This window comes from Rhodococcus ruitaii (genome assembly GCF_055230935.1).
Map to the genome: position 1 here is coordinate 24,866 of NZ_JBUYWC010000003.1, position 12,496 is coordinate 37,361.

The 12,496-nt window shown below is 63.8% G+C and carries 13 protein-coding genes and 1 pseudogene; 8 read left to right on the forward strand and 6 right to left on the reverse strand.

Translation table 11 applies throughout. The annotated features are described in order from the left end of the window. Window positions 1-128: 128 nt before the first annotated feature. Window positions 129-254 (forward strand): annotated as a pseudogene (locus ACZI8W_RS03320) (SDR family mycofactocin-dependent oxidoreductase); the annotation flags it as partial. Window positions 255-391: 137 nt separating this feature from the next. Continuing rightward, complete coding sequence (locus tag ACZI8W_RS03325) at window positions 392-943, forward strand: VOC family protein (RefSeq protein ID WP_463367066.1); 552 nt, start codon at window positions 392-394, stop codon at window positions 941-943. 107 nt (window positions 944-1,050) lie between these two features. On the opposite strand, the gene ACZI8W_RS03330 is transcribed toward ACZI8W_RS03325, so the two are convergent. Beyond that, window positions 1,051-1,545: a heme-degrading domain-containing protein gene (locus tag ACZI8W_RS03330; RefSeq protein ID WP_463367067.1), complete on the reverse strand. Its 495-nt coding sequence runs from the start codon at window positions 1,543-1,545 to the stop codon at window positions 1,051-1,053. A gap of 528 nt (window positions 1,546-2,073) precedes the next feature. Here ACZI8W_RS03330 and ACZI8W_RS03335 point away from each other — a divergent pair. Further along, window positions 2,074-3,654 carry an APC family permease gene (locus ACZI8W_RS03335; protein ID WP_463367068.1) on the forward strand — a complete coding sequence of 527 codons (1,581 nt, stop codon included), beginning with the start codon at window positions 2,074-2,076 and terminating at the stop codon, window positions 3,652-3,654. Between the two features lie 101 nt (window positions 3,655-3,755). After that, a complete protein-coding gene (locus tag ACZI8W_RS03340) occupies window positions 3,756-4,589 on the forward strand; it encodes a mycofactocin-coupled SDR family oxidoreductase (protein WP_463367069.1) in 834 nt (277 codons plus the stop codon). Window positions 4,590-4,684: 95 nt separating this feature from the next. Here ACZI8W_RS03340 and ACZI8W_RS03345 read toward each other — a convergent pair whose 3' ends face one another. Next, the gene (locus tag ACZI8W_RS03345; protein WP_463367070.1) at window positions 4,685-5,545 is read right to left on the reverse strand and encodes a GMC oxidoreductase; all 861 of its coding nucleotides are present in this window, start codon (window positions 5,543-5,545) and stop codon (window positions 4,685-4,687) included. Window positions 5,546-5,592: 47 nt separating this feature from the next. On the opposite strand from ACZI8W_RS03345, the gene ACZI8W_RS03350 reads away from it, so the two are divergent. Then, window positions 5,593-5,925 (forward strand): transposase, encoded by a 333-nt coding sequence (locus ACZI8W_RS03350; RefSeq protein ID WP_463367071.1) that lies wholly within the window; start codon window positions 5,593-5,595, stop codon window positions 5,923-5,925. Window positions 5,926-6,155: 230 nt separating this feature from the next. On the opposite strand, the gene ACZI8W_RS03355 is transcribed toward ACZI8W_RS03350, so the two are convergent. Further along, window positions 6,156-7,529 carry an amidase gene (locus ACZI8W_RS03355; RefSeq protein ID WP_463367072.1) on the reverse strand — a complete coding sequence of 458 codons (1,374 nt, stop codon included), beginning with the start codon at window positions 7,527-7,529 and terminating at the stop codon, window positions 6,156-6,158. 43 nt (window positions 7,530-7,572) lie between these two features. Continuing rightward, on the reverse strand, window positions 7,573-8,547 hold the full coding sequence (locus ACZI8W_RS03360; protein ID WP_463367073.1) for a D-2-hydroxyacid dehydrogenase: 975 nt from the start codon (window positions 8,545-8,547) through the stop codon (window positions 7,573-7,575). An 80-nt stretch (window positions 8,548-8,627) separates the two neighbouring features. Here ACZI8W_RS03360 and ACZI8W_RS03365 point away from each other — a divergent pair, with 80 nt between their 5' ends. Genes ACZI8W_RS03365 through ACZI8W_RS03375 form a run of 3 tightly spaced genes read left to right on the forward strand, consistent with a single transcriptional unit; the run spans window position 8,628 to window position 10,772 of the window. Beyond that, window positions 8,628-9,368: a maleate cis-trans isomerase family protein gene (locus ACZI8W_RS03365; protein ID WP_463367074.1), complete on the forward strand. Its 741-nt coding sequence runs from the start codon at window positions 8,628-8,630 to the stop codon at window positions 9,366-9,368. After that, entirely contained in the window at window positions 9,368-10,117 is a 750-nt protein-coding gene (locus ACZI8W_RS03370; protein WP_463367075.1) for a maleate cis-trans isomerase family protein, read from the forward strand. Before ACZI8W_RS03365 ends, ACZI8W_RS03370 begins: the two co-directional genes overlap by 1 nt. Then, complete coding sequence (locus ACZI8W_RS03375; protein ID WP_463367076.1) at window positions 10,104-10,772, forward strand: GntR family transcriptional regulator; 669 nt, start codon at window positions 10,104-10,106, stop codon at window positions 10,770-10,772. The genes ACZI8W_RS03370 and ACZI8W_RS03375 overlap by 14 nt, the downstream gene beginning before the upstream one ends. A gap of 48 nt (window positions 10,773-10,820) precedes the next feature. On the opposite strand, the gene ACZI8W_RS03380 is transcribed toward ACZI8W_RS03375, so the two are convergent. Continuing rightward, window positions 10,821-11,543: an acetoacetate decarboxylase family protein gene (locus tag ACZI8W_RS03380; protein WP_463367529.1), complete on the reverse strand. Its 723-nt coding sequence runs from the start codon at window positions 11,541-11,543 to the stop codon at window positions 10,821-10,823. A gap of 65 nt (window positions 11,544-11,608) precedes the next feature. Then, window positions 11,609-12,484: an aldo/keto reductase gene (locus ACZI8W_RS03385; protein WP_463367077.1), complete on the reverse strand. Its 876-nt coding sequence runs from the start codon at window positions 12,482-12,484 to the stop codon at window positions 11,609-11,611. Window positions 12,485-12,496 lie beyond the last annotated feature (12 nt).

Here is a 12,496-nt window from a genome sequence, read left to right on the forward strand (position 1 = left end):
CACCCGGTGCGCGTCCGGCAACACACGATGTGTCTTTCATGACGGTTAGCTGTTCTTGGAGAATAGGTTTCGATGCCGGAAGATGCCGCGAGATCGATCTCAGCACTCTCGACCTAAGGAAGTATCCGTTGGGTAAGTTCGATGGAAAAGTAGTCTTCATTTCCGGTGTAGCGCGCGGCCAGGGGCGGGAACACGTCGTCGAATTAGCGAAGGAAGGCGCGAAGATCATCGGTGTGGATGTGCACGCCGATTTACACTACTCGAGTATGCGAGCACGAGCCCGCCGAAACTACCCGTGGAGTAGGAATTACCCTTGTCCCCAGGTGAATCCGGATGCCGAGATCCGACTCGGCGCCCTGGGTCGGCGGGGCCCGTCTGATTGGAGCAAACAGTGTCCCGTCCCGAGTCACCTCGTGTGCCCACGCTGAGATCGATCGACCACGTCGCGTTCACCGTCCCCGTCCTGGACGAAGCGGTGGCCTTCTTCACCGACCACTTCGGTGGCGAGCTCGTCTACGAAGACGGCCCCTTCCTCGACGGGGACTCGGACGGAATGTTTCGGCGCCTGCATGTCGCACCCCGGGCCGTGTGCCGGATCGCGATGGTGCGGATGGGGAAGAATATGAACATCGAGCTGTTCGAATATGATGCACCCGATCAGGTTTCAACATCACCTCGCAACAGCGACATCGGCGGCCACCACCTCGCCTTCTACGTCGATGACATCGATGCAGGATACGAGTATGTGAAGTCGATCCCCGGAGTCCAGGTGATGGAAGGACCGAACGCGGTCGACGAGAATGCTCCGGTGGCAGGACAACGGTGGTTCTATTTCCGCGCACCGTGGGGTCTTCAGATGGAGCTGACGACGTGCTCGACCGACGGGTTCTACGAGGGTCTGCCCGGTTCACGATTGGCGCCGCCTGCTGATCGGTGGAGATAGCGGAGGCGGGATCCGGGTAGCAGTCGCGGCCCTGAGGGACTGTCCGACCGAGAACGGGTGGTACGGAAGCGCTGCACCGCAGCCCTCCGGTACCACCCGTTCGTGTCTCAGTCGGCTCGCAGGAACTCGCTCAGGATCTCGACAACCAGCGCGTGGTCCTCCTCTTCTGCCAGCCCGGATACACCCACCGCACCGATCAGTGATCCGCTGACCCGCAGCGGAACTGCGCCGCCGGCAATTGCGAGTTCGCGTCGCTCGTATCCGTTGTTCCGGAAGTAGTCGGCCCCGGCGGCGCGCTGCGCGCAGCCCAGCGCATACGACGAGCAATCGTGTCGCCGGACCGCCCGAAACTTTCGATCGAGCCAGTCGTCGTTGTTGGCCGACGAGCCCGGTAGCGCAGCGTGAAACACTCTCTGCTCGCCGAAGACCACCGCGATCGCCACAGGGTGACGTCGCTGGCGAGCGACCTCGACGAGTCGGCTTCCCACCGCCCAGGCATCGGCGTGGTCGAATCGGTCGAACGAGATCGACCGCTCCTCAGCCAGAATTCTGTCGTGCAACAGCTGAACTTGCACGTTGCTCTCGATCGACTTGTCGGACATGTCATTGCCCTTCGTAGGAGTGAATGTCATCTGAGGTTGGGCTGCAAGCGCTCGCGGCGGAAGCTGAAGCAGCCGGGACCGCTGTGGAGAGGCATGGGCCGGATCGGCGTGGCGAACTCGTAGGTGCGGTCACCAGAATCTAACAGGAAGCGGTGTGGTTCATGCCATGGCCGCTCCGGGACAGGTGGGCACGTAGCCAGGCCGATCCAACCCGGTAACTCTACGCGCAACGGGTGAAGCGGCGCGCCGGGCAATTGCACTGTTTGGGTATGCCGCCGGTCTCGCCGTGGTGCGAGATTGAAAGAGTGGCAACCGTCACAGGCTTCAAGCAGCGAATCACACCGGTGATTCCCGCTGTGAGCACGAGTAGGCAACCGTCTTGCGCAAAAGCCCTCGACCGCGTCCGTGCAACGGCAGCGACCGGACCGGGTACCTCACGACACAGCACGGATGACAGAACACGGATCGTTCACCGACGCCGATCCCACTGGCCCACAGCCCACTCCGCATTCACCGAAGAGGAGCAACATGTCCACCAGTAGTCCAGGAAAGCCACTCTCGGGCGATGACGCCCACTTGCGGGTACTGGGATACGAAGAGAACTTCGATCGCAAGATCAGCCTGTGGTCGAACTTCGCTCTCGGGTTCCTGTACCTCTCGCCGCTCGTGGCGGTCCTCTCGATGTTCACGCAGGCCCTCACGACTGCAGGGCCACCCTCGATCATCTGGATCGTCATTGCAGCAGGCGGGCAGCTCCTCGTCGCCATGGTGTTCGGAGAGATCGTCTCGCAGTTCCCGATCGCTGGTGGCCTGTACCAGTGGGCGCGACGTCTCTGGAACGGTCAGTACGCCTGGATTCTGTCCTGGATCTACATCTCGGGAGTCGTCGTCGGGTGCACGACGACTGCAATGTTCAGCGCGGATTTCGTATTGGCACTGTTCCACACGGACTCGGACATCTCGTCCACCCCGGGACAGAAGCTGGTGATCGCGACCATCGTGGTGCTCATCGCACTCGGACTGAATTCCACCGGCAGTAAGACCCTCGCGCAGATCGCGAAGATCGGCCTGGCCGCCGAGTTGACCGGCATCATCCTGGTCGGGCTGTACCTGCTCATCTTCCGGCGCGAGAACGACTTCTCGGTTCTGTTCGACACCATGGGTGCCGGCGACGGCGACTACTTCAATGCCTTCGTCACCGCAGCGATCATCGGCCTCGTCCTGTTCTACGGATTCGAGGCATGCGGCGAGGTCGCGGAAGAGACCCCCAACCCCAGTCGCACCATTCCGCGGTCGATGATGATGACCGTTGTACTGGGCGGGGCTGCGGCGCTGTTCTCCTTCATCGGGTACATCCTGGCCGCGCCGAACCTGCAAGGAATCGTGAACGGAGAGGTTGCAAACCCGATCACCGCGATCTTGAACGATTCCCTCGGAGTCTTCGGTACGAAAGTGTTTCTGATCGTCGCGCTCACCTCTTTCCTCGCATGCGTGATGGGTCAGCAGGCCGCAGGAAGCCGCCTGATCTTCTCGTTCGCGCGGGACGACATGTTCCCCGGAAGCCGCGTGTTCAAGAAGATCTCGGCGCGGAAGGTGCCCCTCAATGCCACCATCGCGCTGGCAGGAATTCCGATCATCCTGTTCTTCCTGCTCTACTTCCTTCCCGACGCCCTGTTCCGGGTGGCTGCATTCCAGATGCTCGCAGGCTACTTCGCATTCCAGATGGTGGTGTTCGCTGCGATGCGCGCCCGAACGAAGGGCTGGAAGCCGGGCGGCAACTGGAGCCTCGGACGTTGGGGGTGGCCGGTGAGCATCGGTGCGTTCGCCTACGGTATCGCGTCGATGGTCCTGCTCGCCCGCCCGAACGGTGATACCAGCCTTCCATTCTACGACCGCTGGATCGCGCTGATCGGGTTCGTGGTCGTGGCGGCAGTCGGCCTGGCGTACATGATGATCTCGAAGCCGTACGAGCGGTCCGACGCGGCAGAGGGCGACGCGATCGAGATTGCGAACCTGCTTCGGTCGCATCGCGAAAAGGATGGACAGGGGGCGCTCGGCGAGCGCTCCGACGAGCTGCCGGGCAAGGACTCCTCACTCGTGGGGGACTGACCGGTGTTACATCCCGCCTCTGCTCGGACCGCACCGAGCGGAGGCGGGACGAGGACGTGAAGACAGGAAGACAATGTCGAATCGAAAGGTGATGAAGGGCAATGGGACAGTTGGAGGGTAAAGTCGCGTTCGTCACGGGTGTGGCTCGCGGACAGGGACGTTCGCATGCACTGACCCTGGCGACGGAAGGCGCAGACATCATCGGTCTCGACATGTGCGCGAAGCCCACGACGACAGCGTACGACGGAGCCACGGAGGAGGACCTCCAGGAGACCGTCCGCCTCGTGAAGGAAACCGGACGCGACATCCACGTCGAGGTCGCGGACACCCGTGACTACGCACAAGTTCAGGCGGTCTTCGACCGTGGAATCGAGCGTTTCGGCCGCGTCGACATCGTCCTTCCCAACGCAGGAATCTGCGCCGGCGCGAAGACCTGGGAGATCACCCCGGACGCGTGGTGTGAGATGGTGGACATCAATCTCAACGGTGTCTTTCACACAGTCAAAGCGGCGGTGCCCACCATGATTGCGCAAGGTGAGGGTGGTTCGATCGTCTTCACCGGCTCGACCGAGGCGTTGAAAGGCTCGGAGAACATCTCGTCCTATTCGGCTTCCAAGCACGGCGTCACGGGGCTCATGACCTCACTCGCCCGTGAACTCGGTCAGTACAACATCCGTGTGAACTCGGTGAACCCGACTTGCGTCGACACCCACATGATCAATAACGACTTCGTGTACGGGCTGTTCCGGCCTGATCTCGAGAAGCCGACTCGGGAGGATGTCGTGGACGCGTTCACCGGCACCCATCTTCTGCCCGTGCCGTGGATGGAGTCGAAGGACGTGAGCAACGCGATCCTCTACCTGGTGACCGAGCCGGGGCGCTACATCACGGCGACGGCCTTCCCGATCGACGCAGGATTTCTCGTGAAAACGTGACCGACCGGCTGTCCAATTAGATCGGACGACCACAGGTGGCCTGGCCTCGGGAGCGTCCCGAGACCAGGCCACCTGTCATGCTCCGGATGGTGTCGCTACTCTGCAGCTCTTGCGATCACCGGCGCTACGCGCAATGCGTTCGCGGCGATCGTCAACGCTGGGTTGAGCGCAGCGGACGACGGGAAGAACGATCCGTCGACGGCCCAGAGATTGTCGACGTCGTGGCTGCGACAGAACGGGTCGAGCACACTCTTCGTCGCGTCCTTGCCTGCAACAGCTGTGCCACACATGTGCGAGTTGGTCGTGATGCCCATCCGCTCGGTCAGGATCATCGGGTAGCCGGCCTTGCGGACGGCTGCCGACACTCGGCGAACCAGTTCCCTGTGCGGAACTACGTTGTTGGGTGTCCAGTCGACGATGATCTTGTCGCCGTCTACTCGAACCCTGTTGGTGAGTACCGGAAGGTCTTCGGTGGTCAGGTAGATGTCGAGGCTGCGGTCGGTGAACATCCCCAGGGCCCACATCTGGGCCCACGGTCGCACACCCTTTGCGTGAGCCGCCTGCAGCTTGCCGAGCATCTGCAGGTTGCCGAGCGGGTACTCGTTGTCGGGGCCCGGCTCGTACCAGTCGTTGATTCCCAGCGTCTTCTGCCAGGCGGTGGTGTTCTTTCGGAACGGGTTGACACCGACGAAGAAGGTGCTGTTGTGCACCATGTAGTTCCGGCCGAGCAGGCCGGACGAATTACCGAGGCCCTCGGGGTGTTTCTCGGTGGCGGAGCGCAACAACAGCGCCGCCGTGTTCACCGCTCCCGCGGAAACCACGAACTGCTTCGCGACAATCCGGATGGTCCGGCCGCGGTACTCAGCCTCGGCAGCAGTGATCTTGGCGCCACTCAGGTCGGTGAGCAGACGCGTCACCTTCGCCTCGGTCAGCAGCCGTATCTTCTTAGACGCCAACGCGGGACGCAGAGCGCGGTTCTCCGCCTCACTCTTGTGATCGGTCTGTGACGGATGAGGTCCCCCCGGATCGTGTACTGGCAGACAAGGCGTACAGTAGCGCCGCTATTCGTGATCACCTGCGTAAACGTGGTATCCGGGCGACGATCCCGGTCAAGTCCGACCAGGCCAGGCATCGCAAGCGCCGAGGGTCGGCCGGTGGCCGGCCGCCGCAGTTCGATCCCGAGCTTTACAAGCAGCGTCATGCAGTCGAGTGCGGGATCAATCTGCTCAAGCAGAATCGTGCTGTGGCAACGAGGTACGACAAGCTCGCGGTTCGTTATGCGGCCACGGTTGGTATCTCGGCGATCAATGTGTGGTTGCGGAGCGCACATTTATGAAACACGGCCTAGTTCAACACGTCTCGCTACCAGTTGATGAGGACGAATTTCATTCGATGCACGAACTCGTTCGTCATGAGCTCGTGTATGCCGAAATCGTTGGTGTGGCGCAGCTTCCGTTCGGCGGGTCTGCCGGTCGGACGGGGGTAACCGACGTCATGCACCCGGCTGGCATCACGGCGTTGTCTCTCTGACGCTGGTCTTGCTCGACGACCGCCCGCAGGAAAGCTCTAGTCGGCAAGCGCATACTCCGCGAACCGTGCGACGGCGAGAACCAGGTCGTCCGAGTGCCGCGGCCCCACGATCTGGAGTCCGACGGGAAGCCCCGCCGCCGTCGTCCCCGCCGGAATGCTGATCGCCGGCTGTTGCGAAAGGTTGAACGGGTAGCTGAACGGCGTCCACTGCGGCCAGGTCGTGGCCGACGATCCGGGCGGCACATCGTAGCCGGCCTCGAACGCCGGTATCGGCACCGCGGGGGTCAACAGCACATTGTGCGTCATGTGGAACGTGCCCATGGTGATACCCACGGCGGCGGCGACGGCGCGCGCATCGAGATACTCGACAGCGCTGAGTGTTTCGCCGCGTTCCCACACCTGTCCAAGTCCTGGGTCGACCTTGTCGCGGGTGCCGTCGGGGAAGTTCTTCAGCATCGCGGCGGCGCCGGACGCCCACAGCACCTCGAAGGCTTCGAGCGGATCGTCGAATCCGGGATCGGTCTCGGTGACGACCAGCCCGGCATCGGCGAGCCGGCGCACCGCGCGGTCGACGATGTCGCCGACCTCGGGGTCGACCGAGACATAGCCGAGCGTCTTCGAGTACGCGACACCGAGACCGACGACCTCACGGTCCAAGGATCCGCGGAATGTCATGACGGGAGGTGCGAGCGCAGTCGGATCGCGAGGATCGGGCAGCGCCAGGATGTCGAGGAGCAGGGCGGCATCCTCGACTGTTCGGGTGATCGGCCCGGCGTGTGCGAGCGGACCGAACGGGCTCGCGGGGAACAGTGGGATCCGTCCGTGCGTCGGTTTGAATCCGACGACACCGCAGAACGCCGCGGGAATGCGGATGCTTCCGCCCCCGTCGGTGCCTATCGAGCAGGGACCGAAGCCGGCGGCGACGGCAGCTGCGCTCCCACCGGAGGATCCACCCGCCGTCTTCGTGGTGTCGAGCGGGTTGCGGGTGATTCCGTACAGTGCGGAGTCGGTCACGGCCTTCCATGCGATCTCCGGAGTAGTGGTCTTGCCGACGAATACCATCCCGTCTTCGCGCAGGCGTGCGACGGCCGGGCTGTCGACGTCCCACGCTTGGTCGGGGTCGACGGCCTGAGAACCGCGCAGTGTGGGCCAGTCCTTCGTGAGGAAGATGTCCTTGATGGAGATAGGTACGCCGTCGAGCAGTCCTTTGGCGTATCCGGTGCGCCAGCGCTCTTCGGCGAGCCGGGCCTGCTCGAGGGTGCGTTCCTCGTCGACCAGGCAGAACGAGTTGATGTCGCGGTCGCGCGCGGCGATGTCGTCGAGAACTGCCCGTGCCGTCTCCACGGGTGACAGCTCGCCCGCAGAGTAGGCAGTCACCAGTTCCACGGCGGTCATCTCGGTGGGCTTCATGCGCTGCCTCCCTGATGTTCGGGCCCGCTCCGGGCGTCAGGCCTCAGGTACTCGGCACGTAGCCGAGATGCTTGTCGACGACGTTCTCGAGCTCCCCACCGGTGCGCCATCGCTGGAAGTTGTCGACGAACACGTCGACCAGCGCATTTCTCCATCCTGCGAAGTCGCCGGAATTATGCGGTGTGATCATCACATTCGGAATATCCCACAGTGGGTGCGTCGGCGGGAGCGGTTCGGTGTCGACGACGTCGAGTGCAGCGCCGGCGAGCTCACCGGAGTGAAGTGCGTCGACCAGATCGTCGGTGCGGACGAGATCGCCACGTCCGACATTGATGAAGCGCGCACTCGGTTTCATTGCACGGAACAGTGTGGCGTCGAACATGTCGCGTGTCTGTTCGGTCAGCGGCGCGGCGACGACCACGAAGTCGGCGCTCGCGAGTGCGTCGGGTAGATCTTCGGTGGCGGTCACGATGCCGAAGTCGGGGTCTTCGTCGCGTGCGCGTCGGCCCGAGCCCCGAACCTTCATGCCGACCGCGGTGAGCACGCGTGCGATCGTGCGCCCGATGGGGCCGGTCCCGACGACGAGCGCGGTTCGTCCGGAGATACGTTCGGATTCGCGGTGGTGCCACGTGTGTTCGCGCTGGAGCCGCAACGACTCGGGAAGATCCTTCGCGAACGAGAGGATCTGCGCCAGAACGTATTCGGCGATGGGTTGATCGAAAACCCCACGGGAGTTCGTGACGATGACGTCGCTGTCGCGTAGGTCCGGGAACATGAGGGGATCCACGCCTGCGGCTGCCACGTGCACCCAGCGCAGCGACTCGGCAGCGTGCCATGCGTGGGGGAGTGCGTCGGTGAGGAAGTCGTAGACGAACAGGGCGTCGGCGCCCCTCAGGGCTGTAGCAAGGCCGACGCTGTCGGTGTATCGGATTTCGGCGTGTTCGGCCACCGGGGCCAGGAGCGTCTCGTCCGGCACGGTCTCGGCATGTAGCACCGCTACCACAGGATTCGCTGTCACGATTGACACCGTATGAGTGCATCGTATTATTGTCAACAATCCTCGTACGGTGGTGTCGTCGGGTAGAAGTAGAGGGCCCCATGGAACTGAACATCCCCGAGTTCGAGGGACCCCTCGCGCAGCGAGGCATCGGCATCATCGCACCGTTCGATCTCGCGCTCGAACGCGAGTTGTGGCGGTGGGCTCCGCTCGAAGTGAGCCTGCACCTCGCGCGCACACCCTTCGAGCCCGTCGCGGTGAGCAGAGCGATGGCCGAACTCGTCTCCGATCGTCGTCACCTCATGGCCGCTACCCGCGACATCCTGCAGGTCGAACCCGAGGTGGTCGCCTACCTCTGCAGCTCCGGGTCTTTCATCAAGGGCGTGACGTTCGAGAAGACACTGTGCGATGCGATCTGTGAGGCCGGTGCGCCCACCGCGCTGACGACCTCGGGAGCGCTGCTCGAAGCGCTCCACGAACTGAACCTGACGAAGATCTCGGTGCTCACACCGTACGACGAGGAGCTGACGCTGCTCTTGCGCGACTTCCTTGCGGAAGCGGGAACCGAAGTTCTGCGTTCCGAGTATCTCGGGCTCGGCGGTGGAATATGGAAGGTCAACTACCGCACGATCGCCGAACGCATCATCGGTGCCGATACCCCCGAATCCCAGGCGATCTTCGTCAGCTGCACCAACCTACCGACCTACGACCTGATCACACCGCTGGAACGTGAACTCGGCAAACCGGTGCTCACCGCGAATCAGCTCACGATCTGGGCGTGCCTGGGGCGGATGAACCTGCCGATGACCGGGCCAGGGCAGTGGCTGAGGGGAGTTTTCTGATGTACAGCCGTCCGGCGGTCGGGATCATCTACCCCGACCACGCCGCGGAGGACGACTATCCGTTCGCCGCCGAACTCCTCGATGTCCGGCTCCCCATCGTCCACATCTATGGTACCGACCTACATGCGGTGCCCGAACTCCTCGATCTGGGCAGCCCTACCAAGCTGGCGGCCGGCGCGGCGAAACTCGAACCGGAGTCGCCCGACGTCATCGTGTGGGCGTGCACGTCCGGCAGTTTCGTGTACGGACCGGACGGTGCTCGTGGGCAGGTCGACCGGCTGTCGGCAGCTGCGGGTGGAATCCCGGCGTCGAGCACGAGCTTCGCGTTCGTGGAAGCGGTGCGCGCCCTCGACTTGCGGCTCAGTGCGACACGTGTCGCCGTCGCCGCCAGCTACCCCCGCGACGTGAGCGAACTGTTCGTCGAGTTCCTGCGGGTGGCGGGCATCGACGTCGTCTCGTTCACCGGCGCGGGCATCGAGACTGCAGCCCAAGTGGGCACCCTGACCTCCCGCGAGGTGCTCGACCTCGCCGCAGCCAACGATCACCCCGACGCGCAGGTGCTTCTCGTCCCCGACACCGCTATGCACACGCTGCGGTTCTTGCCGGAGATCGAGAAGCGTGTTGGCAAACCGGTTCTCACCGCCAATCAGGTCTCGGTGTGGGAGGGACTCCGGCTCGCGGGATATACATGTGTACGCCCGGAATTGGGCACACTGTTCGAGGAAGGTGTCGATCATGGCGCTCGGTGATCTCGGGGATCTCCACCCCGTGGCTCAACCGTCGACGGCAGAACTGATCGCCGATCAACTGCGGTCGGCAATTGTCCGCGGAGCCCTCGAACCGGGCGCACAGCTCGGCGAAGCCGAACTCGCGACACGTTTTGCCGTGTCGCGCGGGCCGCTGCGGGAGGCCATGCAGCGTCTCGTGTCGGAGGGGTTGCTCTACAGCGTCAGGAACCGCGGCATCTTCGTCACCGAACTGACCTTCGACGACGTCGTCGACATCTACAACAATCGTCGCGTCATCGAGGGCGGTGCGCTGGATCTCGTACTCGACGGGCAGCGTGAGAAGACGTGGCAGGATCTCGGTGCAGCGATCGACGCAATGCGCGCGGCAGCGGACAGGGGCGACGCCGGCGGTGTCTCCGACGGCGACCAGATGTTCCACGAGACCCTCGTCGCCGGTGCCGCGAGCCCGCGGCTGATCCGGTCGGCGCGCACGCTCCTCGTCGAGACTCGCATGTGTCTCGGGGCGCTGCACACGACCTACCGGGATCTGCACGTGCAGGTCGACGAGCACGTTGCGCTGCGCGAGGCGATCCGCACCGCCGAGCCCGGCGTCGTGCGCAAGCTTCTTGTCGAGCACATGCACGACACCGTCGATCGGCTCCGCGACGGCAGATGAGAAAGTGTGGATCCGAGCCCGGAAACCGGGTTCGGATCCACATTTTTGTCAGTCGCCGAGAGCGACCGCGTTGCCGAACGTCATCTTCAGATCGGGGATCGACGACGTGACAAGTGCGCGTCGTGGCAGACCCAGGCGGCGTAGTTCCTCGGCGATCGGATGGGTGCCCAGCCGCAGTGTCGCACCGCCGAGTCGGGTGCGCACGCCGCTGGGATTCATGTCCCACCTGGTCCGACGCGTGACGCCGGCGAGGTGCGAGTATGCGGCCAGCGACGCGGCGAGGCCCTTGCCCGGGACGGGGATTCCGGGGGTTACCGACATCTCCGCGATCAGTTCGCCGCCGCAGCTCACAGTTCCTCGTTTGGTGGCGCTGCGGTGGTCGGTGTCGAAATCCGCGAGGATCTTCGGGAAGCCCCAGATGTCCCGGCCTGCCGCGCGTGTGAACTCGCCGTCGACCGGCAACTGATGGATCAGCGCGCCCGCGCCCCCGGTCGCGAGGTCGCGCAGATCCTGCGGTACGCCGCCGCCGCGCCGGGCGTGGTCGCGCACGAGGAAGCAGACGCCGAACTCGTTGTACGGGCCGAGATCGCCGTCCACGTAGTCGACGAACACGAGTGTGCACAGTCCGCGCCCGGGCCGGTACTGCAGGATCTCGAGTCCGGTGTGGTCGATCAGGGCCTGAGCGGGAGAGACGGGGACGGAGAAGACGCCCATGAACGCCGTCGCTGTGCGCACCTGTACGGGCATCTCGACGGGTGTGCCCAGCACCATGTGAATGTCGCTCATAGCAGTAATGAGAACACGTTCTAGAAACTATGGGAACAGGGCGACGATGCTCAATTCGGCGCACCGACATTCATGTCGTCCGGATGCGCGCCCACGCGATTGCCGTTGTCGAGTGTGTCGATCTCGCTGAGATCGAGGTCGGACAGTTCGAAATCGAGCACGTCGATGTTCTGCGCGATGCGCTCGTCGTGCACCGATTTCGGGATCACGATCAGACCGTTCTGCAGATGCCACCGGATCAGCACCTGCGCCGCGCTCGTGCTGTGGCGATCTGCGATCCGGTCGATCACGGGATCGGTGAGCAGCGTGTTGGGCTTCGAATTCGGGCCCCAACCGGAGTTGCTGGTACCGCCGAGCGGACTCCACGACTCGACCGCGATGCCGTGTTCGGCGGCGGCCCTGCGGATCGCCTGCTGAGGCAGGTTCGGGTGCAGTTCCACTTGGTCGACGGCGGGAAGCAACCCACCGCGGTCGACGAGCAACTGCAGGTGGTGCGGTTCGAAGTTGCACACACCCACGGCTTTCGCCCGACCCGACTCGGCGATCTTCTCCAGCGCATCCCACGTGCGCAGCAGACGATCGTTGTCCTGCAGCGGCCAGTGGATCAAGTACAGATCGACGTACTCGGTGCCGAGCTTTGCCAGGCTCGCGTCGAACGCCTTCAACGCCGGCTCGTAGCCCTGGTCGGAGTTCCACAGCTTGGTGGTGACGAAGATGTCCTCGCGCGGAACCGACGTGCCCGCGAGTGCGCGGCCCACGCCCTCCTCGTTTCCGTAGGCCGCGGCGGTGTCGATGTGCCGGTAGCCGGCGTCGTCGATCGCGAATCGTACGGCGTGCTCGGTCTCGTCGTTGGTGGCTTGCCACACTCCCAGACCGAGCTGCGGGATGGTGGTTCCGGAATTCAGCGTGATGTCGGGAGCGCTCATGCCTCGAGGCTA